Below are 22,724 nucleotides of genomic sequence, written 5' to 3' on the forward strand. Positions count from 1 at the left end.
GTGTTCAGTGTGAGTTCAGCAGCCGACGGGCTTGTTCGAGCCGCCCAGCCACGGTTGATTCGATGATGTTGTCGCCGAGCTGGACGTTCATACCACCCAGGACTGACGGGTTCACCTCGATCTGAAGGGCGACGGGACCGCCGACCTGCGTCTCGAGGGCGCGGCGCAGCCGCAGCGTGCGCGACTCGTCGAGGGGCTTGGCGACCGTGACCTTTGCGATCTGCTGGTTGCCCAGCTTGGCAGCGATCTCGAGATAGGTGTCCACGGTGATCGGGAGGTTCCTGACGCGGCCTGCTGCGGCCCGGCTCAGGAGTTCCCCGGTGATCGAGTGCACCTTGCCGGCCGTGAGGTCCGACACCAGCCGACGACGGGCCTCGAGGGGGTAGCGGCGGTTGCGCAGGGCATCACCGAGTTCGGCGTCGTTCTCCACAGCGTTCGAGAACGAGTGCAGCTCCTCCTGGACGCGCGCGAGGTCTCCCCCGGCGTGTGCCACACGAAGCAGGCCGCGCACTCCCTGGCGTTCCAGGGTCTCCACGAGTCGGCGGCCGGTGAGGCCACCGGTGGCGACGACCGTCGAGACGACGCGCATCGCGGCCGCGCTGATGCGGCTGCCGAACAGGCGCTCCGCCAACGCCGCACGGGTCTCGCCCGCCGCAGACGGGTCGGACAGTGAACGACGCAGCGGGGGCTGCCCGTCGAGCAGGTCGACGACAGCGAACAGTTCGCTCGAGGCGGTGGCGTCGAGCTGTGTCTCGTCCACCTTCGCGTCAAGGGAGCTGGTGGCTACGTCGCGGGCGCTCATCGAACGGAACCTGACGTCTCAAGCTCGGCCAGGAACGCGTCGACCGTACGGTTGGCGCGCTCGTCGTCGGTGAGGGACTCCCCCACGATCTTGCCGGCCAGGGTGGTGGCGAGACCGCCGACCTCGCCGCGCAACTGCAGGATGAGCTGTGAGCGCTCGGCCTCGAGCTGGGTGCGACCGCTCTCGAGGATCCGTGCGGACTCCTTGGCGGCCTTGTCGCGTGCCTCGGCCAGGATCTGCGCGCCGGAGTTCTTCGCGTCCTCACGGATGCGAGCAGCCTCCTCACGTGCGGTGGACAGCTGCGCGTTGTACTCAGCCAGCGCGGCCTCGGCCTTGGCCTCGGCAGCGGCTGCGCGCTGCATGCCACCCTCGATCTGGTTCGACCGCTCCTCGTACATCTTCTCGAATGCGGGAACGATGAACTTCCACATCACGACGAAGATGAGCAGCATCAGGACGATGCCGACGATGATCTCGGACAGATAGTGGGGCGCAAGAGGCCCTAGGTCGATCTCTTGCAACACCCCGAATGCGGGGACCATGCTGCGACTCAGTTGAGAACGAAGGCGAGGGCGATGCCGATGATGGCGAGCGCCTCGACCACGGCGAAGCCGATGAAGGCGGTGCTCATCATCGCGCCACGGGCCTCGGGCTGACGGGCGGTGCCGTTGATGACGGAGGCGAAGATCCAGGCAACACCGAGGGCGGGGCCGATGGTGGCGATCGCGTAACCGATCATGTTGATGGATCCGGTGAGTTCAAGGAGGGACAGCATGGTTTTCCTTTCGGGTGGCTTCCGGCAGGTCTGCGGGAAGTCGGACTTAGTGTGCCTCGGAGATTGAGGTCGAGACGTACTGGGCGGTGAGGACGGTGAAGATGTATGCCTGCAGGGCCCCGATGAACAACTCGAGGAACAGGATGATGATGCTGAACAGCAGCGAGACGCCACCGGCGACGTTGTAGAACAGGTTGTCCTGCACGGTCAGGAGGTAGCCGCCACCGACGACGAACACCACGACGACCAGGTGGCCTGCGAACAGGTTGGCGAAGAGACGCAGCGCGAGTGTCACCGGCCGGGTGATGAACGTGGCCAGGAACTCCAGCGGGATGATCAACGGGAGGAGGTACGGCGGGACGCCCTCTGGGATGAGGGACCGCCTCAGGAACCCGAACCCGAACTTCTTGAAGCCGGCTCCGACGTAGATCAGCCACGAGAGGATGGCAAGGCCGTATGCATAACCGACGTTGGAGAACGTGGGGTACATGAACAGGAACAGCTCGCCGAACCAGTTGTTCACCAGGATGAAGGAGAACAGCCCCACGAGGTAGGGCAGGAACCTGCGGAAGTCGTGGTGCAGGATGTCCCGGGCGATGCCGTTGCGGACGAACTCGTAGACGTACTCGGCGAGGAACTGGCCCTTGCCGGGCTTGGTCTTGAGCCTGCGCGACGCCCACCACCACAGCAGGATGACCAGCAGCGCGCCGATCACCGCCTGCAGGAAGGGCTTGTTGATCCAGTCAGGGAAACCGGCGAAGGCCGCCCCGAACTTGAAGTCGTCGACGCCCGGCGGGGTGTAGCCGCCGTCCTCGAGCGGTAGGAGTCCAGGCCTCACTCAAATCTCCCGTATCTCTTGATGATCAGGTAGATGCTGCAGACCAGTCCAACAATGAGGCCTACCGGCAGCAACCACGAGGTGTGCAAGAAGTGGTCTCCCAACCAGCCAAGACCCCCGTAGAGGATCAGCCCGGCCAAGATGTAGCTGAGCACAACCATTCCGTCATCCGTGTTGCCACCCCGACGGGGTTCCGGCGACTCGTCCGAAGAACTCTTCATGCCCATGTCGACATGGAGCCTAGCGGAAAATCCCCCGCTAATCACCTTCGCTCCCGGCTGCGGGGCCAACATACTCGGCATCGTATATCGGCACGCGCTGCCGCGTCGCCACCAGCACGACACCGCTCACCCAAGCGATGACCGTGGCCACCATGGAGAGCAGGAGCCAGCCCGGCTGCACGTGCGGCGCCACGGCGGGATTTCGCAGGATGAAGTACATCCCGGCACCGACGCCGACCACCCGTACCAGGTAGGACACCAGCGCGAGCCCCATGCCCTGGACGGGCTCGAGTTCGCAGGCGATGATCTCGATGAACTGGCCGATGGAGAAGAAGATCACCACGGCCGCGAAGCCGAGTGCTGCGGTCACTGCGGCGTCGCCGCCACCGAGCACGAGGGCAAGGCCCAGGACCGTGATTCCGGCTGCGTGGCCGAGCACGAGACCGCCCACCATCATCTGGCGGGCCCTCCGCGTGGCTCCGCTCACCCTCCTCTCACGCGCCATGTTTCTCCTCGGCGTCCGCGTCGGCCTTCGTAAGGGTGGGCTGGTCGACGGCCGGCACTTCGAGGGGCATCTCGGCATCGGCGGCCGGGCTGTGGCCCGAGCGCAGCGGGTAGACGGTCAGGATCAGCACCAGCACCAGCGCGATCCCGACTCCCCACACGGCCGTGGACCTGTGCGTGACGGTGATGAAGACAAGCCCCCCCGCGAAGACGGCCGTCCAGCCGTACATCAGGAAGACCGCACCTCGGTGCGAGTGGCCGCGCCGCACCAGCATGTGGTGGATGTGCTGCTTGTCGGCGACGAACCAGAACTGGCCCCTGCGGGTTCGTCTGACGTAGGCGAGGATCAGGTCCAGGAACGGCAGCGCGAGGGCCGCGAACGGGAGCAGGATGGGCAGCAGCGCGGGCAGGATGTCGCCGCTGGCGAGTGCACTGGCGTCGGTCTGTCCGGTGAAGGAGATGGCGCTGAGCGCCATCAGGAGGCCCAGCAGCATGGCTCCGGAGTCCCCCATGAACATCTTTGCGGGATGGAAGTTGTGCGCCAGGAACCCGAGGCAGATGCCGCACGTCGCGACGGTGATCAGGCTCGCGGTGGTGGCCCGTACCAGTTCCTGCTCATAGGCCAGCAGGTAGCAGTAGCTGAAGAATGCTCCGGACCCGATGGCCACCACGCCGGCGGCCAGCCCGTCCAGTCCGTCGACGAAGTTGACCGCGTTCACGCACAGGGCGATGAACAGGACTGTGACCAGGATGCTGGTGGCATCGTCCAGGGCGAAGATCGAGTTGGGCAGGGGGATCCAGTAGATCCGCACGCCCTGCAGGACCGCGACGCCGGCGGCCAGCACCTGCCCGCCGAGCTTCACCATGGCGGGCATGTCGAACTTGTCGTCCAGCACCCCGACCACGCAGATGATCAGCGCGGCCCACAGGACTGCGTCCGCGTCGTGTGCGACGGTGGCGTGCTTGCCCAGGAACGGCAATTGCCGGGCCAGCAGGAAGGCCACGGCGAGCCCACCGAGCATGGCCACCCCACCGAGGTAGGGGATTGGCTGGGTGTGGACGTCCCGGGCCCGCACCCGGGCCAGGGTCCCCGTCCTGATCGCGATCCTGCGGCACAGGCCCGCCAGCAGGTAGGTGGCGGCGGCTGCGACCAGCAGGACCAGGGAGTATTCACGCATCTGTCGGCTTCTCGCCGACGTCGGGTGCGTCGGCCTCCCCGGACGGCCCCGGCGCCTCCGGTGCGTCGAGTTCGGCCGGCCCGGCCTCCGCCGGGCCAGGCTCGATGGCCTCGTCGGTCGCGGGCTGCTCGAGCTGGGGCTCCTCCGGCTCCGGCTCCTCGAACGGCTGCAGCCGCGGGGCGGTGAGCTTGAGTTCCTCGAAGGGGATCGCGCCGTTGCGCAGCACCTTGCCGCGGGTAGACTTCGTGAAGTCCACGATGGTGGAGGCAACCTGCCCGGCGGACTCGCCGCCGTCGAGGTACAGGGCGACCGCGTCGCCGAGCATCTCCTGCGCCTCGGTCACGGTGTTGGCCGCGGGCTTGCCCGAGATGTTGGCCGAGCTGACGGCCAGGGGGCCGGTGCGCCGCAGCAGCCGACGCAGTTCGTCGTGGTCAGGGACCCTCACCGCGACGGTCCCGCCGGTCTCCCCCAGTTCGAGGTTCAGGGTCTTCTGCGCCTTCAGGATGAGCGTGAGAGCCCCCGGCCAGAAGTTCCGGGCGAGCGCCATGGCGTCGCGCGGAATGTCCGCCGTCAGCGCCCGCAGCATGGAGCGCTCCGCGATCAGCACGGGCGGCGGCATGTCCTCGCCACGCTGCTTGGCGGCCAGCAGGCCGCGCACCGCATCGCCGGAGAACGCGTCGGCGGCGATGCCGTAGACGGTGTCGGTGGGCACCACGATGCAACGGCCCTCGGCGATCGCGGCGGCGGCTGCGTCGATGCCTGCCCCCGGGTCCTCGTCGAGATCGTGGACAGCGGGCGCGGCGGGAGTCTCGGTCACGATGCCAATCCTGCCACGTCGGGAACGGCGGACCGCTGCGCGGTCACGTGGCGGGGTCGACCGGTCAGGTCGTCGTGGTCGCGGACGTGGTCGAACCGCGGCTCGTCGAAGAGGGCGACGACGGCGTCGGCGTGGGACTCGTCGTGCTCCGCCATCACCCAGCCGCCGGGCCGCAGCAGCCTGGCCGCGACTGCCTTGACGACGTGCATCGCGTCGAGGCCGTCGGGGCCGCTGAAGAGGGCCAGGTCCGGGTCGTGGCCCACCACGTCGCTCGGTAGCGCGTCGCGCACAGTCTCCGGGACGTAGGGCGGGTTGGCGACGACGAGGTCCACCTCGCCGTCGAGTTCGCGGAACGCATCTGCCATGTCACCCAGGACGAGTTCGACCTCGAGCCCGGAGAGGTTGTGGACGAGGTAGGGCCACGCCTCGGCGGACAGTTCAACGGCGTGCAGTTCGAGGCCGCCGAGCTCGGTGCCGAGAGAGCGCGTGATGGCCCCGGAGCCGGCACACAGCTCCACGACCCGCCTGCGCTCCGGTGGCCGGCGCGCGAGCTCACGCAGGGCGAGGTCGACCAGGTTCTCGGTCTCGGGGCGTGGGATGAACACGCCGGGCCCCACCCGGAGCGTCTCGTAGCGGAAGTGGGCCTCACCCGTCAGGTGCTGGACCGGCATGCCGGACTCGCGCCGTTCGAGCAGCACGTCGAGGGCGTCGCGCTGCGCGGCGGTGACCCGGGGCGCCAGCAGCATCTGGGAGACGTCCACCCCAAGCACGTGCGCGAGCAGGATGCGGGCGTCGGCCCCGGGCGAGGGCAGGCCCGCCTCCGCCAGCCTTGCCGAGGCTGCGAGCGCGACGTCGTAGGCCGGCTCGGAGTTCACTGGGCGGAGCCTCCGAGCCTGTCCGCCAGGTCCCGCTCCTGCAGGGCCTCGAGCAGCGGCCCTATTGCGCCACCCAGCACGGCGTCGAGGTTGTGCGCCTTGTAGCCGATGCGGTGGTCGGCGATCCGGTTCTCCGGGAAGTTGTAGGTACGGATGCGCTCCGAGCGGTCGACCGTGCGCACCTGCGACTTGCGCGCTTGGGAGGCCTCCTCGGCCGCCCTCTCCTCGGCCAGCGCGGTCAGCCGGGCCCGCAGCATGCGCATCGCGGAGTCCTTGTTCTGCAGCTGGGAGCGCTCGTTCTGGCAGCTCACGACGGTGCCGGTGGGCAGGTGGGTGATGCGCACGGCCGAGTCGGTGGTGTTGACGCCCTGGCCGCCGGGACCGGAGGCACGGTAGACGTCGATGCGCAGGTCGTCCTCACTGATCTCCACCTCGTCGGCCTCCACGTCGGGCATGACGAGGACACCGGCGGCGGAGGTGTGGATGCGTCCCTGGGACTCCGTGACGGGCACGCGCTGCACGCGGTGGACCCCGCCCTCGAACTTGAGCAGGCCATAGGGGCCGACGCCGTCCCTGGCGGCGCCCTTGATTGCGACGGTGACCGACTTGTAGCCGCCCAGGTCCGTGGTCTGCTCGTCGAGCAGCTCAACCTTCCACCCCACCTGCTCGGCGTGCCGGGTGTACATCCGCAGGAGGTCTCCGGCGAACAACGCGGACTCGTCCCCGCCCTCGCCGGACTTGATCTCAAGGAGCGCGTCGGCGTCGTCGTTGGGGTCCCGCGGGGCCAGCAGTTTGGTGAGGCGGCCGGTGGTCGTCTCGAGGGCGCGCTCCAACTCGACCACCTCGTCGGCGAAGGCCGGGTCGAGCTCCGCCAGCTCGGCGGCGGCGGCGCGGTCGCCTTCGAGCCGCCGGTACTCGTCGAGCGATTCGACGACCGGGCGCAGCGCGGCGTAGCGGCGGCCCACCTTCCTGGACCGGGCGGGGTCCGAGTGCAGCGCGGGGTCCGCGAGTTCGGTTTCCAGCTCGTGGAACTCCTTGACCAGTGGCTCTGCTGACTCGAACATCATTCTCCCGGGGATGAGAAAACCGGACGCCGCACGGGCCTCTTGGCCCGCACAGCGCCCGGTTCGGGGTGCTTACTTCTTGCCGAAGCGCTTCTCGAAGCGTGCGACGCGGCCGCCGGTGTCGAGGATCTTCTGCTTGCCCGTGTAGAAGGGGTGGCACTCGGCGCAGACGTCGGCGCTCAGCTTGCCCTTCTGGGACGTGCTACGGGTGGTGAACTTGTTGCCGCAGGTGCACTGCACCTCGGTCTCGACGTAGTCGGGATGAATTCCCTGCTTCATGGCTTCTCCTAAGTGATGTGTTTACCCGGGTCGCAGCGCGTTGGGAGCGCAGAGTGCGTGAACCGGCACGAGGTGCAATTCTGCCACTGCGTACCGGTTCTTCCAAACTCCGGGCTCAGCCGTCCTGGGCGGGTGTGGTCTTGAGGACGCTGAGCAGGAACTCGTGGTTGTCGGCGGTCTTGCGCATCCGGGTGAGCAGGAGTTCGAGGGCGCCCTGGTCGTCGAGCCCGGAGAGCGCACGACGCAGCTTCCACATGATGTTCAGCTCGTCGCGGCCGAGGAGCAGCTCCTCGCGCCGGGTGCCGGAGCCGTCGACGTCGATCGCCGGGAAGATCCGCTTGTTGGCCAGCTCGCGGCGCAGGCGCAGCTCCATGTTTCCGGTGCCCTTGAACTCCTCGAAGATCACCTCGTCCATCTTGGAGCCGGTCTCGATGAGGGCCGTCGCGAGGATGGTGAGTGAGCCACCGTTCTCGATGTTGCGGGCCGCACCGAAGAACTTCTTCGGCGGGTACAGCGCGGCGGAGTCCACACCACCGGACAGGATTCGGCCGGACGCGGGGGCGGCCAGATTGTAGGCGCGGCCCAGGCGGGTGATGCCGTCGAGGAGGACGACCACGTCGTGCCCCAGTTCCACGAGCCGCTTGGCCCGCTCGATCGCCAGCTCGGCGACCACGGTGTGGTCCTCGGCGGGCCGGTCGAAGGTGGAGGCGATGACCTCGCCGGAGACGCTGCGCTGGAAGTCTGTGACCTCCTCGGGACGCTCGTCCACCAGGACCACCATCAGGTGGACCTCCGGGTTGTTGGCCGCGATCGCGTTGGCGATGGCCTGCATGACCATCGTCTTGCCCGCCTTGGGCGGGGACACGATCAGGCCACGCTGGCCCTTGCCGATGGGCGAGACCATGTCGATGATGCGGCCGGTCAGGTTCGCGCTGGCGGTCTCGAGCTTGAGGCGCTCCTGCGGGTAGAGCGGCGTCAGCTTCGAGAACTCGGGACGGTTCTTCGCCTTCTCCGGGTCGTCGCCGTTGATGGAGTCGATCCGCACCAGCGGGCTGTACTTCTCCTTGCGCTCCCCGTCGCGGGGGGTGCGGATTGCGCCGGCGATGACGTCGCCACGACGCAGGCCGTACTTGCGGACCGTGGACATCGGCAGGTAGGCGTCGTTCTGGCCGGGCAGGTAGCCGGTGGTGCGGACGAACGCGTAGTTGTCGAGGATGTCGACGATGCCGGAGGTGTTGGCGAGGACGTCGTCCTCGCTGACGCTCGGCTCGTTCTCGTAGCGCTCCATGCCCTGGTTGCCGCGGCTGCTGCCGCGACGGTTCTGGCGGTCGCGAGTCCGACGCCGGCGGCCACGGCGGCCACCCTGGCTGTCGTCGTCGTCATAGCGGTTGCTGTTGCTTCCGCCGCCACCGCTGTTGTTGCTGCTCTGGTTGTTCTGCTGCGGCTCGGGGGCGGGCGCCACCTTGCCCTGCTGCTGGCCACCACCGGTGCCCATGGCAGCAGCGAGCCGCTCGCCCACCTCGTCGTTGACCTGCTCCTGCGAAACGCGGTCGCCACGCTCGCGGTCCCGGCCACGACGGCGGCGGTTGCCCCGGCCATCATTCGAGGAGTTGTCTCCCCCGCCGGTGTTCTCGCCACCGCCGGCATTCCCGCCTGCGGCACGTTTGCCGGAGGGGTCCTGAGCGCCGACGTCACCGGACTGCTGCTGGGCCGATGTCAGCCTCTGGCCGACGGCGTCAGCCACGGACTGCTGGTCCTGCCGGGAGCGGTCCTGCTTGCCGGACGCGGTCTCGACGGCCAGCGCAGGCTGGGTGTCGGAGGTCGGCGCTTCGGACTTCTGGGTGCGACGGGACTGGCCACGCGAAGCCTCGCTGCCCTGCGCCTGGGGCTTGGACCCGGCGGCGGCGATGGCGGCGACGAGGTCCCCCTTGCGCATTGCGGAGACACCACGAAGGCCCATCCCTGCGGCGACGGACTTGAGTTCAGCCAGCTTCATGCCCGCCAGGTTGGTACCGGTATCGGTCACGGATTTCCTTCCAAGGATTCACCGGGGACGGGCCTGGGTACAGGGGGTCCACCGGAGGTCAAGAATTTAGTCACCACTCGGCGCAGCTCAGGCAGCCTGAAAAGAGAGGGGCTGGGCGCCATCTGTGTGGATTGACCTCTAAAGGCTAGCACCGCGGCGCCGCAACTCCAAGCAGGAACCCGGCCCTAGCCGAGCCGCTGGAGCTGCACGCCACCGCCGATTGCCGGTGCGTGCCGCGCGAAACCCTCCGCGACAAGGGCGTCTCCCGGGGCGAGCTGTTCCTGCGTGCCGACGGCGAAGACCGTCGGGCCAGCGCCGGAAATCGTGGCGGGCACCCCGAGTTCCCGCAGTGCCAGCACCAGGTCGTAGGAGGGTCGCATCAATTCGGCTCGGTATGCCTGGTGGAGCCGGTCCCGCGTGGCGGCCAGCAGCAGGTCGGGGCGGCGCTCCAGCGCCAGGGGCAGCGCGGCCGAGGCGATCGCCTGCGCAACGGCGTCACGGCGGGGCACCTCGTCGGGCAGGACGGAGCGCGCGCCGGCGGTGCCGACCTCGAAGGCGGGGATCCACACCCGGGTGCCGATGGTGGCGGGCACCCGCAACCTGACCAGCTCCACGTCGTCGCCGTCGAACCATCCCAGGATGGCGCCGCCCCAGACCGCAGCCCCGGCGTTGTCCGGATGGCCCTCGATGCGGCTGGAGACCCGCGTCAGCTCGGCCCGGTCCAGTTCCAGTCCGGGGTGCGCGATCCCCCATGCGAAGGCAAGCCCGGCCACGATCGCCGAGGCCGACGACCCGAGGCCGCGAGAGTGCGGGATCCGGTTGGTGCAGCGCAGCTCCATGGCGTGTCGCCGGCCGCCCCATTCGGCCAGGCCCACGTCCAGCGAACGCAGCACGAGATGCGTCTCGTCCAGCGGTACCTGGTGGGCGCCCTCACCGTCGACGACCACCGTGGTGGCGCCGGGGCCGTCCTTGAGCTCGAGCTCCAGCTCGTCCTCGATGTCGAGGGCGATGCCGACGCAGTCGAAACCCGATCCGACGTTCGCGGTGGTGCCGGGCACCCTGACCCGTAGCACCGTCAACTCAGCTGCCCTCGACACGCATGTAGTTGACACCGGTGCCGACGAACGACGCCTCGGCCAGTTCGGCGAGCACGCCGGCGAGGTCCGTCTCGCTCGCCTCGTGGGTCATCACGCCGAGCCGCGCGGCGAAGCCGTCGCGCCGTTCGAGGCCCTCGAGGTAGGACTGCTGCACGGTCTGGAGCGACACGTTGTGGCGTGCGAACACCGTGGCGCAGGCCGCGAGGACTCCGGGGCGGTCCTCCACGTCGAAGCTGATGTAGTAGCGGGCGGTCGCGTCGCCGATGGGCGCCACCTCGCGCTTCATGTAGCCGGTCTGGACGTGCGCCGCACTGCCGCGCAGGCGGTTGCGGGCCGCCGTCACGACGTCGCCCATCACCGCGCTGGCGGTCGGGGCCCCACCGGCGCCTGCACCCAGGAACATCAGCTGTCCGGCGTCGCGGGAGTCGACGAAGATGGCGTTGAAGGCGCCGGAGACCGACGCCAGGGGGTGGGTCTTGGGAACCATCGTGGGGTGGACCTTGACGATCACGCGCGGCTCGTCGTCGTTGGTCAACTTCGTGATGGCCAGCAGTTTCACCACGCAGCCCATCGCGTCCGCGGCGGCAATGTCGTCGGCGGTGACGGAGGTGATCCCCTCACAGAACACGTCGCTCTGGCGCACGTCGGTGTGGAACGCCAGCCCTGCCAGGATCGCGGCCTTGGCGGCAGCGTCGTGGCCCTCGACGTCCGCCGTCGGGTCCGCCTCCGCGAAACCAAGGTCCTGCGCCTGCTGCAGCGCCTCCTCGAACGAGAGGCTCGCGGTGGTCATCTTGTCCAGGATGTAGTTGGTGGTGCCGTTGACGATGCCCATCACGGCGCGGATCTCGTCGCCGACGAGCGACTCTCGCAGCGGCCGGATGATCGGAATGGCGCCGGCGACGGCTGCCTCGTAGTAGAGGTCCACCTCGTTGTCGTTGGCGGTCGCGGAGAGCTTGGCCATGTCCTGGGCGAGCAGCGCCTTGTTGGCCGTGATGACGGACGCGCCGCTGCGCATCGCGGCCAGCACGAGGCTGCGCGCCGGCTCGATGCCACCGATGACCTCGATCACCACGTCGATGTCACCGCGGGTCACCAGCCCCATGGAGTCCGTGGTGAACAGCGAGGAGTCGATTCCGGCGCGCTCGATGCCCTCGCGGCGCACGCCGATGCCGACGAGTTCGAGGCGACGCCCGACGCGTGACTCCAGGGTGTCGCCCTCCGCCAGGAGCACCCGGGCCACCTGCGACCCGACGACGCCTGCGCCCAGCAGCGCCACCTTCAATGGTCCGTTCTCAGCCATGTTCACTCCCCTACGTCCAGTCGCATCAGGTCTTCCAGGGTCTCCCGGCGCAGCATCGTGGTGACCTCGCCGTCCCGGACGCCCAGCAGGGGCGGCCTGGGAACCTGGTTGTAGTTGCTGGCCATGGCGCGCGCATACGCCCCGGAGGCCGGCACGGCGATCAGGTCACCGGGAGCGATGTCGCGCGGCAGGAACACGTAGCGGATCAGGATGTCGCCCCCCTCGCAGTGCTTGCCGACCACGCGGCACAACACCGGCGCAGCGTCCGAGTTGCGGTTCGCGATCACGCACGAGTACTCCGCCGCGTACAGGGCGGGACGGATGTTGTCGCTCATGCCGCCGTCGACCGAGACGTAGACGCGGGCCTTGTTGTTCTCGACCTCGACCACCTTGACCGTGCCCACCTCGTAGATGGCCACGCCCGCGGGCCCACAGATCGCCCGCCCGGGTTCGATGGAGAGCCGGGGGCGCTCCAGGCCGAGCGCCAGGCACTCGTGGTCGATGAGTTCCTCGAAGGCTGCCGCGAGGTCCGGGGTCGGCATTGGTGCGTCCGCAGAGACGTAGGCGATCCCGAAGCCGCCACCGAGGTCGAGCTCGGGCAGCTCGGCACCGGTGGCGGTGCGGAACTGGTGTGCGAGCTTGAGCGTCCGTCGGATGGCGACCTCGAAGCCGGCCGTCTCGAAGATCTGGGAGCCGATGTGGCTGTGGATGCCGAGGAGGTCGATCACGTCGGAGGTGTGGCACCGCACCAGGCCGGTCAGTGCCTGCCCGGAGCTGATCGACAGACCGAACTTCTGGTCCTCGTGGGCGGTGGCGATGTACTCGTGGGTGTGGGCCTCGACACCGGTGGTGACGCGGACCATCGCCCTGGCCCGGACCCCGAGCTCGCGGCAGAGGGCCTCGATGCGGTCGATCTCGTCGAACGAGTCGACGATGATGCGGCCCACGCCCTGCTCGAGCGCGAACCGGATTTCTTCGACCGACTTGTTGTTGCCGTGGAAGCCGAGCCGCGCGGCGGGCATGCCGCCGGCCAGGGCCACCTTCATCTCACCCATGGTGGTGACGTCGAGACTGAGGCCCTCCTCAGCCACCCAGCGTGCAACCGTGCGTGTCAGCAGGGCCTTGCCCGCGTAGTAGATCTCCCAGCCCTTGAAGCTCTCCCGGAAGGCTGCCGCTCGGGCGCGGAAGTCGGCCTCGTCGATCACGTAGGCCGCCGTACCGTACTCGCGTGCGACGTCGACCAGGGAGGCACCGCCGACGACCACCGCTCCTGCCTCGTCCCGGTGCGTCCCGGACGGCCACAGTTTGGGGTCCAGGGCGTTGAGGTCCGCGGGCAGCTCCAACCACTGCGGCCCCGCCTGTGCGACGTCCGCGTGGATGGATCCGGCGATGTGGGTGTGCGTCATGGTCTCCAAGCCTGCCAGATGGGACACCCGCCCCGCGATGTGGCGTTCAGCATCGGACATCCGCGGCGCCTGCGAGGCTGCCGCGGTGGCAGGTGTCAGGAATGGGTCCAGATCTTTGCTAACCTTTGCAGGTCGCTTCGGCGACGGGCCACAAGCCCCCGTAGCTCAGGGGATAGAGCACCGCCCTCCGGAGGCGGGAGCCGAGGTTCGAATCCTCGCGGGGGCGCTTTTCATGCGCATCGGTAGCACCAGTGAAGGGACGCCAGTGACAGGCCACACTGAGCAAGCCGTCCGGCCCGCCCAGGGCTGGCTCCCGGCGCTCGGCCTGGCAGCACTGTTCGTCCTGGTCACCTTCATCACGTTCCAGATCTGGCAGCTAGAGGCCGTCAAGTTCGTCGAGAACGACATCAGCTACTACGGCTACCACCTCAACGACATGCTGGTGAACGGCAACGAAGTCATGGCCGAGTACCCGCTGCCCGCCGTGTGGATTCTGCAGGCGATCTACACCGTCGGCGGCGGCTGGCAGACCTGGGCACCCTGGTTCTCGGGCTTCATGCTGGCGCTCACCGGGATCGTCGCCATCACGCTGTTCCGACGCGACAACGCTCGCGGCGCACTGTTCTGGATCTTGTTCATGGGCGCCTGCGGCCCAATCGTGTGGTTCCGCTTCGACCTCATCCCCGCTGCCCTCGTGGCCTGGGCGTGCCTGTGGATCACCGCCCATCCGCGCATCGCCGGCGCCCTCGTCGCCATTGGCGCCTCTGTGAAGCTCTGGCCTGCCCTGCTCGCCTTCCCGATGGCCGCCCCGAACCCGTTGCGACGCACCAAGGGTCGGCAACGCGTCCTGTCCTTCCTGGTGGTCGGCCTGGTGCTGGGAACGGCCTCCCTGGTGGCGGTCGGATGGGAGCGCTCCGCCTCCCCGATCACGTGGCAGGGAGAGCGGGGGCTGCAGCAGGAGTCGGTGCCGGCCACACCGCTGATGTTCCTGCGCACCTTCACGGACTCCCCCGCCTGGCGCGTCTTCCTCTCTGAGTACAACGCGATCGAGCTCGATGGGCCCGGCGTTGAGTTGCTCCTGACCGTCTCCTCCGTGCTCACCGCCGGATCATTCGTGCTGACCGGACTGCTGGCCTGGCGTCTGGTGCGACGCTTCCGGGCGGACTCCCGGCACCTGCACGAGGCGATGCTGCTGGCGATCCTCGCGATCGTGCTGGCCACCATCGTGGCCAACAAGACCCTCTCGCCGCAGTACGTGACCTGGCTCGGCGGCCCCGTCGCAGCGCTGCTGCTGGCCCGACGCTCGGAATGGCTGCGGCGACCCTTGGTCGTGCTGTCGGTGGCCATGGTCGTCGTGGCCGGATTGACGCAGTACACCTACCCGTGGGGGACCCACGGGATCATGGCCCTGCCCAACGGATCGGGGCTGGAAACCTCCATGCTCATCCTGCGCAACCTCCTACTGGTGGCGTTGCTCGGGTACACGACACGGCTCGCGTGGCGCGCCACGTCGCGCCCCGAGGGGGAGGCCTCCCGACTCGAGGGGGCCGAGACGGAGCAGGACTCCGAGGAGGCCGTCAGCGCTGGCGCGGGCTGACCGCGACAGCGTTGACCATTGGGTAAGCTTCCAGTCCGGGGGCACAGCCGCCGGAAGACAACTCACAGAGGGGAATCGTGGCCCAGCCACTGGCACACATGTCATCATCGGATTCAAAGGACGCTTTCGGCGCCAACTCTTGGTTGATCGACGATATGCGCGATGCGTACGAGACGGATCCGCAGTCGGTCGACGAGGAATGGCGAGAGTTCTTCTCGAACGGCGCCGCCGGCGCCAGTTCAGTCGCCGAGGACGAGCCCGAGCCCGAGCAGCCGGCGACGAAGCAGGCCAGCCCCGCGGCTTCACCCCCCGCCAAGGCCCAGACCGCGGCCAAGCCTGCCAGCGGCAAGCCCGCCGCGGCCAAGGCCGCCCCCGCCAAGTCCCAGGCTGCGAAGCCCGCGGAGAAGGCCGAGCGGCCCGCCGCCCAGAAGGCGGAGGCCAAGCCCACCCCGACGAAGGCCGAGCCGGCCAAGTCCGGCAAGGAGACCCCGACCGATCCCGGATCCGGTGCTGGCCTGTCGGCGAACGCGCCCAACCCGAGCCTTCGGCCCGAGCCCACGGGCGCCCAGCCGAAGCTCACCACGATGCGTGGCGCCCCGATGCGCACGGCCAAGAACATGGACGCGTCGCTGTCGGTCCCGACCGCCACCTCGGTGCGCAACGTGCCCATGAAGCTGGTGATCGACCAGCGCACCCTGATCAACAACTTCCTGCGCACCTCCAAGGGCGGCAAGGTCTCGTTCACGCACATCATCGCCTACGCGATGATCAAGGCCATCCAGGCCATCCCGTCGATGAACGACGCCTACGACGTGGTCGACGGCAAGCCGACGCACATCCAGAACCCCAGCATCAACATCGGCATCGCGATCGACCTGAAGAAGAAGGACGGCACGCGCCAGCTGCTCGTCCCGAACGTCAAGGGCTGCGAGTCGCTCAACTTCGCACAGTTCTGGGCCGCGTACGAGGCGCTGGTCACGAAGACCCGCAACGGTGAGCTGACGGTCGACGACTTCGCCCGCACAACCGCCTCGATCACCAACCCCGGCGGCATCGGCACCAGCCACTCCGTGCCGCGCCTCATGACGGGACAGGGCATGATCCTCGGTGTCGGCGCCATCGACTACCCGGCCGAGTTCCAGGGCACCTCGATCTCGCGGATCACCGAGATGGGCGTGTCCAAGGTCACCACCCTGACCTCCACCTACGACCACCGCGTCATCCAGGGCGCCCAGTCGGGCGAGTTCCTCAAGGAGATGCACGAGCTGCTGCTCGGCAAGAACGGTTTCTACGACGAGATCTTCGAAGCCCTGCGCATCCCGTACGAGCCGTTCCGTTGGTCGAACGACATCTCGGCCCACCGCGCCAGCCAGGTCACCAAGCACGGGCGGGTGCTGGAGCTGATCGCTGCGTACCGGTCCTTCGGACACCTCGTCGCAGACACCGATCCGCTCGAGTACCGCCAGCGAGCCGCCGAGGACCTCCGGCTCGAGACCCACGGTCTGTCCATCTGGGACCTCGACCGCGAGTTCGCCGTCGGCCGCTTCGGCACCGAGGACCGGGGCTACCTGAGCCTGAGGGAGATCCTCGGCATCCTGCAGGACTCCTACACCCGCACGGTGGCCGTGGAGTACATGCACATCCCTGACCCGGAGCAGCGCAGCTGGTTCCAGAAGCGGATGGAGGTGCCGCGCAGCCCGCTCACCCACGACGAGCACATGCACGCCCTGGACAAGCTGAACGAGGCCGAGGTCTTCGAGACCTTCCTCCAGACCAAGTTCGTCGGCCAGAAGCGGTTCTCCCTCGAGGGCGGCGAGTCGATGATCGTGCTGCTCGACGAGATCTGCCAGCAGGCCGCCAACGACTCCGTCGACGAGGTCTGCATCGGCATGCCCCACCGCGGCCGACTCAACGTCCTCGCGAACATCGTCGGCAAGAAGTACGCCCAGATCTTCCGCGAGTTCGACGGCTCCCTGGACCCGCGCAGCGGCACCGGCGACGTCAAGTACCACCTCGGTTCCGAGGGCGCCTTCGTCGCCAGCAACGGCCGGACGATCAAGACCTCCGTGGCTGCCAACCCGTCCCACCTCGAGGCCGTGAACCCGGTCCTGCAGGGAATCGCCCGCGCGAAGCAGGACGTGCTCGGCTCCGATGACTACCCCGTCCTGCCGCTCCTGCTGCACGGCGACGCCTCGTTCGCCGGCCAGGGCGTCGTGTTCGAGACCCTGCAGATGAGCCAGCTGCGTGGCTACAAGACGGGCGGTACCATCCACGTCGTCGTCAACAACCAGGTGGGCTTCACAACGGCTCCGAGCGAGAGCCGCAGCTCCCTCTACTGCACGGACGTGGCCAAGTCCATCGGTGCGCCCGTGCTCCACATCAACGGCGACGATCCGGACTCGTGCATCCGCGCCGCCCGCATCGCCTTCGAGTACCGCCAGAAGTTCCACAAGGACGTCGTCATCGACCTCGTCTGTTACCGCCGTCGCGGTCACAACGAGGGCGACGACCCGAGCTTCACCCAGCCGAAGATGTACGACCTGATCGAGCAGAAGCGCTCGGTGCGCCGGCTCTACACGGAGTCCCTGATCGGTCGCGGTGACATCTCGATGGCCGACGCCGAGGACGTCATGAACCGGTTCCGCAGCCGGCTCGAGAACGTCTTCAGGGAGGTCCGCGAGGCCCGCAACCAGGACGCACCGGACGACGAGTACACGCGGGTCCCCTACTACCCGACCAAGCCCGAGCAGCGCCTGACGGAGATCACCCCGGAGACTCTGGAGCTGATCTCGAGGGTGCACACCGAGCTGCCCGACGGCTTCACCGGCCACCCCAAGGTGCTGCCGCAGGTGCAGCGGCGCGCGGACCAGATCCTCAACGGCCCCATCGACTGGGCGACCGCGGAGATTCTGGCCTTCGGCTCGCTGCTGCTGGAGAACCGTCCGGTCCGACTGACCGGGCAGGACTCCCGCCGCGGCACGTTCTCGCAGCGATTCGCAGCGATCGTGGACCGGGTCTCGAACGAGGCGTGGGTCCCGCTCAAGCACCTCTCGGAGGACCAGGCATCCTTCGAGGTGTGGGACTCGCTGCTGAGCGAGTATGCAGCCCTCGGGTTCGAGTACGGCTACTCCGTCGCCCGACCCGACGCGCTGGTGCTCTGGGAGGCCCAGTTCGGTGACTTCGTCAACGGCGCCCAGACCATCATCGACGAGTTCATCTCGTCCGGGCAGGCCAAGTGGGGCCAGAAGTCCGGCGTGGTCCTGCTGCTCCCCCACGGCTACGAGGGCCAGGGCCCCGACCACAGCTCGGCCCGGATCGAGCGGTTCCTGCAGCTGTGCGCGGAGAACGCCCTGTCCGTGTGCCAGCCGTCGACTGCGGCCAGCTACTTCCACCTGCTGCGCCAGCACGCCTACGTGAACTTCCACCGCCCGGTGGTCATCGCCACGCCGAAGTCGATGCTGCGCAGCAAGGCTGCCGCGTCGGCCCCGGACGAGTTCACCTCAGGCCAGTGGAACCCGGCCCTCGACGACCCGACGATCACCGATCCGTCCAAGGTCGAGAGGCTGCTGCTGTGCTCCGGCAAGATCCGCTGGGAGCTCGCCGCGTACCGCGAGAAGCACGGACTTGAGGGCAAGGTGGCGATCATCTCCCTCGAGCGCCTCTACCCGCTGCCTGGCGAGGAGGTCGCCAAGATCCTGAAGCGCTACTCGCACGTGGAGGACATCCGCTTCGTCCAGGACGAACCTGCCAACCAGGGCGCGTGGCCGTTCCTTTCGGTGCACCTGCCGAACGCGGTCCGCACCGCTTCGGGCATCGAGCTCCACATGAAGCGAGTTGCCCGCGGGTGGGCCTCCGCCCCCTCGGTGGGTTCCCACAAGGTGCACCTGCAGCAGTCGGACGAGCTGCACGAGCGCGCTTTCGCGGAGTAACCGATGTACTTCACCGATCGCGGCCTCGAGGAACTCGAGGACCGCAGGGGCGACGAGTCCATCACGTTCGGCTGGCTGTCCGAGCAGTTGCGCACGTTCGTGGACCTCAACCCCGAGTTCGAATCGACGATTGACCGGCTGGGCTCCTGGCTCGCCCGGCTGGATGACCCGGAGGACTGATGACGGACCAACTGATCGGTGCAGGACTGGACCTCGAGGGGTTGCGCTCCAAGTACGCGGAACTCACCAACGAGCAGGCCGAGGGTCTCTGGTTCGCACCCGGGCGGGTCAACCTCATCGGGGAGCACACCGACTACAACGACGGTTTCGTGCTGCCCTTCGCCCTGTCCCAGAAGGCCGTCGTGGCCGCGGGCCGTCGCGACGACGACCTGGTTGTGATGCACTCGCTCGAACTGGATGAGACCGTCGAGGTCGCGCTCGGCGACCTCGCACCCGGCGCCGAGGGCTGGTCCGCCTACCTCGCCGGCGTGGTGTGGGCGCTGCGCGAGTCCGGGGCCGAGGTGGGCGCAGCGACCCTGGTGCTCACCTCCGACGTCCCGCTGGGGGCAGGGCTGTCCAGCTCGGCCGCCATCGAGTGCGCCGTCGTGGCGGCCCTCGTGGACCTCTTCCAACTGGACATCGATCCCGTCGAGCGGGCCAAGGTCGCGCGCCTCGCCGAGAACGCCTACGTCGGTGCCCCCACGGGGCTCCTGGACCAGGCTGCGAGCACGCTGTGCGAGGCCGACGCGGGGCTTTTCCTCGATTGTCGTTCACTCGAGTCCTCACTGGTCCCGCTCCCGATGACCGAGCAGGGACTCGAGGTGCTGGTCCTGGACACCAAGACCCCCCACAGCCACGTCGATGGCGAGTACGGCGCGCGGCGCGCCACCTGTGAGGCAGCAGCCGCGAAGCTGGGCATTCCGGCCCTGCGTGACGTCGAGGACCTGCAGGCCGCACTCGGCGAGCTGGACGAGGAGGTCATGCGCAAGCGCGTGCGCCACGTCGTCACCGAGAACGCCCGGACGGTGGAGGCCTTCCAGATCGCCATGAACGGTCGCCTCGCGGACCTCGCTCCCCTGCTGGACGCGTCCCACGCATCGATGCGCGACGACTACGAGATCACCGTCCCCACCGTCGACCTCGCGGTCGACACCGCCCGTTCCGCCGGCGCCCTGGGAGCCCGCATGACCGGCGGTGGCTTCGGTGGCTGCATCATCGCCCTGTGCCGCACCGGTGAGGGCGACGGCATCGGCCGCAACGTGGCCGACGCCTTCGCAGCAGCTGGCTTCGGAGCACCGGAATGGTTCATCGCGACCCCGTCACCGGGAGCTGGCCGCCTGGCCTGAGGCCGAGTTGCCCGTTCGGCGCGCCTGCGTCGACGCTGGTCAATATCGTGCGCTCGTCTCCGGAGCCGAGCGCACGCTCGTCTGCTCATCCACCCCTTGCCGACCCTCTGGCGAGTTATCCACAGGCTGAACCTTGGCGGCTGGGTTGTGATCCCGCGGACTGGCAGGATTCGGTGCGTCGGTTTCCCCGGATCAGTGGAGCAGTACATGAAACGCAGCGCAGCGATCACCACACTCATGGTGACTCTAGGTCTCCTGTCCGCATGCACACCCGAGGCTGATCCGACCCCCAGCCCGACGCCGAGCGCCACGTCCGCCGCAACCACACCCACGCCCAGCGAAACCCCCACCAGCGCGTCTCCCGAGCCGTCACCCTCCCCAAGCCCGTCCGAGACCCTCGACGCCGACCAGCGGGCTGCCCGTGACGTCGTGAACGAGTTCTTCCGTCTTTCAAACGAGTTGGCTCAGAACCCAGACCTGTCACTCCAACCCTTAGCTGACATCACTGTCGGGAGCACCCAGGACACTTACCTTGGAGAGTTGATTGAGTACCGAGAGATGAACGCGGTTCAAGTGGGAAAAGTCGATTGGAGTATTCTGACAGTCGGGGAAGTGCTCGAAAGCGAAGGGCAGAAAACCGTTGAGGTGCGGGTCTGCAGCGACTCAACTCAATCTGACGTCATCGACCAAGATACTGGGCAGTCGATTCTCTCCCCTGACCGGGTACCGGTGATTTCATGGGCCATCAACGCCGTTTCTCCGGCGGGGAGCTGGATCGTCGGAGACCTTACCAACTTCGTGGACGGTTGCAGAGTATGATTCGCCGAATTCACATACTGACAGTCACCGCTGCTTGGCTCCTCTCCCTTATTGTTGGCTCGGTGCCAGCATTCGGAGACACCGGCGCCGAGTGCGCAAAATATAACAGGCACGGAAAGTGCGTTCTCGAAGTTGTCAATCCTGGAGAAGAGCCGGGCGAAGGATCCGGCCACCCCGTAGACGCCGGATCCTCGACTGTCACATGCACTTATGCCATGGAGGTCATACCTTGCAGTGGTAAATTCGGATGGTGGCACGCGGACAAGAACTGCTACGTGCGCGTAGCGGACCCTCAACCGCCTCATACCGACACGATGTGGCACAACAGAACTAATGGACTTATCGCTGAGTGCATCGCGCCGTCCGGAATCGTGCGCTTCGAATTCTGGCTCGAGAACGCGGATCCAGTCCCACCTCCGGATCCAGAAGTCTTGGCGCAGCGGGCGGTCTCACAGATGAACATGACCGCAATCGACATCGGCTCGTACCCGCACACTACTAAGCAGTCACCCGAATCCATCGGGATCATCGGCTGGAACGTGTGGATGTGGGTATCCGACGCATCTGCTGAGACATTCGGACCGATCACGAGATCAGCATCGGCCGGCGGATACACCGTCACCGCGACGGCGCAGGTCACGGAGGTCGTCTGGGACATGGGCAACGGGGACACCGTCACGTGCGGCAAGGGTACGAAGTACACGGGGATGGGGACCACCGACATCAAGTCCCCCACCTGTGGGTACCGCTACACCGACGACGGCGACTACCAGATCAGCGCCACCACCCACTGGGAGGTCAACTGGAGCGGAATCGGGGAGTCCGGCACCATCGAGATGGAGCTAACCACTCCCCCGGAGCAACTCACCGTGGCCGAGATCCAGGTGTTGAACGTTCCAGTGGAGCAGGACTGACATGGGGACCCGGCGATGCACCGAGCGCGGCTCCATCGCGGTGTGGGCCGCGATGGTGATCCCCGCATTCGTGATCATCGTCGGGTTGGGTGTCGACTTCGCGGGCCATGCTGCGGCGGAGCAGTCCGCCCGGGCTGTGGCGGCCGAGGCGGCCCGCGCCGGAGGGCAGTACCTGCATGCGGGCCCGGGATCTCGCCCGGAGCCGAACACGTCCAACGCCAGGCAGGCCGCCACAGCCTACGTCGAGGCGTCAGACCTGACGGGCACGGTGTCGCTGGATGCGGGAGTCATCACAGTTCGAGTCACGGGTCGCTACGAGACGCTGTTCCTGGGCATCATGGGCGTCAACGAACTGCCGATCCACGGTCGCGGCGCAGCGAGCGTGCACACCGTCGTCGACGGTGCCGAGCGTTGACTAGCTGCCCTTCGTCTCGAGCGCCTCCCGGGTGCTGGGCAGCACCGCCGCCACGACGGTGGCCAGCAGCACCACGAGGGCGGCGCCCGCACCAACCTTCTGGGGCGTGTCCCCTCCGGTCAGCAGGTTCACGGCGATGGCGATGTGCAGCAGCGCAGGTGCCACAATGAGACCTCGCGCCAGCGAGTTCCGCTTCCACCCGAGCCACGCCCCGAGGCAGACGAACGCCCCGTAGACGATCAGGAACAGGCCGATCCCCCAGCTGAACACGGCATGGTCCGACGCGACGGAGGCGATCCCGAATCCGATGACCACGAGGCCCACGAGGCCCGCCCCGACAAGGGCGGTCCACAACGACACGAGATGAGACGGCCCGGATTCTGTTTGCATGCTGGTACTCTGCCGAAGGCGAGTTCCCGAGGCAACCGGGACGCGCGCCCGCACGAATTGCGCAACGTCCCCACTTTGGGTCGGATACTTGTTTATCTTGGTTCCCGGGGGTAAGTTCTGTTCGCTCACACC

22 protein-coding genes and 1 tRNA gene are annotated in these 22,724 nt (G+C 67.8%); 8 read left to right on the forward strand and 15 right to left on the reverse strand.

What is annotated here, in order from left to right:
- Positions 1-4: 4 nt before the first annotated feature.
- From FOJ82_RS13035 to lysA, 14 genes are all read right to left on the reverse strand, one after another.
- A complete protein-coding gene (locus FOJ82_RS13035) occupies positions 5-802 on the reverse strand; it encodes a F0F1 ATP synthase subunit delta (RefSeq protein WP_143938912.1) in 798 nt (265 codons plus the stop codon).
- Positions 799-1,344, reverse strand: coding sequence for a F0F1 ATP synthase subunit B (locus FOJ82_RS13040; RefSeq protein ID WP_143938913.1), 546 nt, complete (start codon positions 1,342-1,344; stop codon positions 799-801). Before FOJ82_RS13040 ends, FOJ82_RS13035 begins: the two co-directional genes overlap by 4 nt.
- 8 nt (positions 1,345-1,352) lie before the next feature.
- Positions 1,353-1,577 carry an ATP synthase F0 subunit C gene (gene atpE, locus FOJ82_RS13045; RefSeq protein WP_143938914.1) on the reverse strand — a complete coding sequence of 75 codons (225 nt, stop codon included), beginning with the start codon at positions 1,575-1,577 and terminating at the stop codon, positions 1,353-1,355.
- 46 nt (positions 1,578-1,623) lie between these two features.
- Positions 1,624-2,415 carry a F0F1 ATP synthase subunit A gene (atpB, locus tag FOJ82_RS13050; RefSeq protein ID WP_143938915.1) on the reverse strand — a complete coding sequence of 264 codons (792 nt, stop codon included), beginning with the start codon at positions 2,413-2,415 and terminating at the stop codon, positions 1,624-1,626.
- A 258-nt stretch (positions 2,416-2,673) separates the two neighbouring features.
- Entirely contained in the window at positions 2,674-3,141 is a 468-nt protein-coding gene (locus FOJ82_RS13060) for a hypothetical protein (protein ID WP_143938917.1), read from the reverse strand.
- The gene (locus FOJ82_RS13065) at positions 3,131-4,318 is read right to left on the reverse strand and encodes a glycosyltransferase family 4 protein (protein WP_143938918.1); all 1,188 of its coding nucleotides are present in this window, start codon (positions 4,316-4,318) and stop codon (positions 3,131-3,133) included. Before FOJ82_RS13065 ends, FOJ82_RS13060 begins: the two co-directional genes overlap by 11 nt.
- Positions 4,311-5,135: an L-threonylcarbamoyladenylate synthase gene (locus tag FOJ82_RS13070; protein WP_246099881.1), complete on the reverse strand. Its 825-nt coding sequence runs from the start codon at positions 5,133-5,135 to the stop codon at positions 4,311-4,313. The genes FOJ82_RS13065 and FOJ82_RS13070 overlap by 8 nt, the downstream gene beginning before the upstream one ends.
- Positions 5,132-6,010, reverse strand: a complete 879-nt coding sequence (prmC, locus tag FOJ82_RS13075; RefSeq protein ID WP_143938920.1) for a peptide chain release factor N(5)-glutamine methyltransferase — start codon at positions 6,008-6,010, stop codon at positions 5,132-5,134. Before prmC ends, FOJ82_RS13070 begins: the two co-directional genes overlap by 4 nt.
- Positions 6,007-7,074, reverse strand: a complete 1,068-nt coding sequence (gene prfA, locus FOJ82_RS13080; protein ID WP_143938921.1) for a peptide chain release factor 1 — start codon at positions 7,072-7,074, stop codon at positions 6,007-6,009. Before prfA ends, prmC begins: the two co-directional genes overlap by 4 nt.
- A 72-nt stretch (positions 7,075-7,146) precedes the next feature.
- On the reverse strand, positions 7,147-7,353 hold the full coding sequence (rpmE, locus tag FOJ82_RS13085; RefSeq protein WP_143938922.1) for a 50S ribosomal protein L31: 207 nt from the start codon (positions 7,351-7,353) through the stop codon (positions 7,147-7,149).
- A 115-nt stretch (positions 7,354-7,468) separates the two neighbouring features.
- A complete protein-coding gene (gene rho / locus FOJ82_RS13090; RefSeq protein ID WP_143938997.1) occupies positions 7,469-9,349 on the reverse strand; it encodes a transcription termination factor Rho in 1,881 nt (626 codons plus the stop codon).
- Positions 9,350-9,564: 215 nt separating this feature from the next.
- Complete coding sequence (thrB, locus tag FOJ82_RS13095; RefSeq protein WP_221933158.1) at positions 9,565-10,476, reverse strand: homoserine kinase; 912 nt, start codon at positions 10,474-10,476, stop codon at positions 9,565-9,567.
- The gene (locus tag FOJ82_RS13100; protein ID WP_143938924.1) at positions 10,460-11,776 is read right to left on the reverse strand and encodes a homoserine dehydrogenase; all 1,317 of its coding nucleotides are present in this window, start codon (positions 11,774-11,776) and stop codon (positions 10,460-10,462) included. Before FOJ82_RS13100 ends, thrB begins: the two co-directional genes overlap by 17 nt.
- A 2-nt stretch (positions 11,777-11,778) precedes the next feature.
- On the reverse strand, positions 11,779-13,182 hold the full coding sequence (gene lysA, locus FOJ82_RS13105) for a diaminopimelate decarboxylase (protein ID WP_143938925.1): 1,404 nt from the start codon (positions 13,180-13,182) through the stop codon (positions 11,779-11,781).
- Positions 13,183-13,336: 154 nt separating this feature from the next.
- Between lysA and FOJ82_RS13110 the strand changes: the two genes are divergently transcribed.
- The 8 genes from FOJ82_RS13110 (at position 13,337) to FOJ82_RS13145 (ending at position 22,202) form a co-directional block, all read left to right on the forward strand.
- Positions 13,337-13,408 (forward strand) — tRNA-Arg (locus tag FOJ82_RS13110).
- Positions 13,409-13,447: 39 nt separating this feature from the next.
- Positions 13,448-14,779, forward strand: a complete 1,332-nt coding sequence (locus FOJ82_RS13115) for a hypothetical protein (protein WP_143938926.1) — start codon at positions 13,448-13,450, stop codon at positions 14,777-14,779.
- 77 nt (positions 14,780-14,856) lie between these two features.
- Positions 14,857-18,708: a multifunctional oxoglutarate decarboxylase/oxoglutarate dehydrogenase thiamine pyrophosphate-binding subunit/dihydrolipoyllysine-residue succinyltransferase subunit gene (locus FOJ82_RS13120; RefSeq protein WP_425472503.1), complete on the forward strand. Its 3,852-nt coding sequence runs from the start codon at positions 14,857-14,859 to the stop codon at positions 18,706-18,708.
- Between the two features lie 3 nt (positions 18,709-18,711).
- On the forward strand, positions 18,712-18,888 hold the full coding sequence (locus tag FOJ82_RS13125) for a DUF6104 family protein (RefSeq protein ID WP_143938928.1): 177 nt from the start codon (positions 18,712-18,714) through the stop codon (positions 18,886-18,888).
- Positions 18,888-20,054: a galactokinase gene (galK, locus tag FOJ82_RS13130; protein ID WP_185975788.1), complete on the forward strand. Its 1,167-nt coding sequence runs from the start codon at positions 18,888-18,890 to the stop codon at positions 20,052-20,054. The genes FOJ82_RS13125 and galK overlap by 1 nt, the downstream gene beginning before the upstream one ends.
- 429 nt (positions 20,055-20,483) lie before the next feature.
- Positions 20,484-20,873: a hypothetical protein gene (locus FOJ82_RS13135; protein WP_143938929.1), complete on the forward strand. Its 390-nt coding sequence runs from the start codon at positions 20,484-20,486 to the stop codon at positions 20,871-20,873.
- Between the two features lie 461 nt (positions 20,874-21,334).
- Complete coding sequence (locus FOJ82_RS13140; RefSeq protein WP_143938930.1) at positions 21,335-21,787, forward strand: hypothetical protein; 453 nt, start codon at positions 21,335-21,337, stop codon at positions 21,785-21,787.
- A 1-nt stretch (position 21,788) separates the two neighbouring features.
- On the forward strand, positions 21,789-22,202 hold the full coding sequence (locus FOJ82_RS13145) for a pilus assembly protein TadG-related protein (RefSeq protein ID WP_143938931.1): 414 nt from the start codon (positions 21,789-21,791) through the stop codon (positions 22,200-22,202).
- On the opposite strand, the gene FOJ82_RS13150 is transcribed toward FOJ82_RS13145, so the two are convergent.
- Entirely contained in the window at positions 22,203-22,592 is a 390-nt protein-coding gene (locus FOJ82_RS13150; protein WP_143938932.1) for a hypothetical protein, read from the reverse strand.
- Positions 22,593-22,724 lie beyond the last annotated feature (132 nt).

Source organism: Tessaracoccus rhinocerotis, assembly GCF_007197885.1.
Lineage (GTDB): Bacteria > Actinomycetota > Actinomycetes > Propionibacteriales > Propionibacteriaceae > Arachnia > Arachnia rhinocerotis.